Origin of the sequence: Streptomyces sp. NRRL WC-3618, from assembly GCF_001280005.1 — a bacterium.
Taxonomy (GTDB): Bacteria; Actinomycetota; Actinomycetes; order Streptomycetales; family Streptomycetaceae; genus Streptomyces.
On record NZ_LGDW01000399.1, the window covers coordinates 1 to 248 of the forward strand.

The 248-nt window shown below is 72.2% G+C and carries 1 pseudogene; it reads right to left on the reverse strand.

Annotation, left to right across the window (positions count from 1 at the left end):
• Positions 1 to 248, reverse strand: a pseudogene (locus ADL01_RS27495) (ABC transporter permease); the annotation flags it as partial.

The window sequence follows — 248 nt, forward strand, 5'->3', positions numbered from 1 at the left end:
GCCGTCCAGCCGAGGAGGACCAGCAGCCCGGCCGTGGGGGACAGGGTGGTGCTGTCGTGGGTCAGGGCGAACATCGACTCGCCCGCGTTGCTCGGCAGGTAGGGGCTGATGTCGTCCTGCCAGGAGCTGGGCAGCAGGGACATCAGCCCCGGGATCAGCATCAGCGTGGCGACCAGCACCGAGATGCCGCCGGCCACCGACCGCAGCAGCGCGCCCAGCGCGGTGCCGATCACGCCGACCAGGCCGAG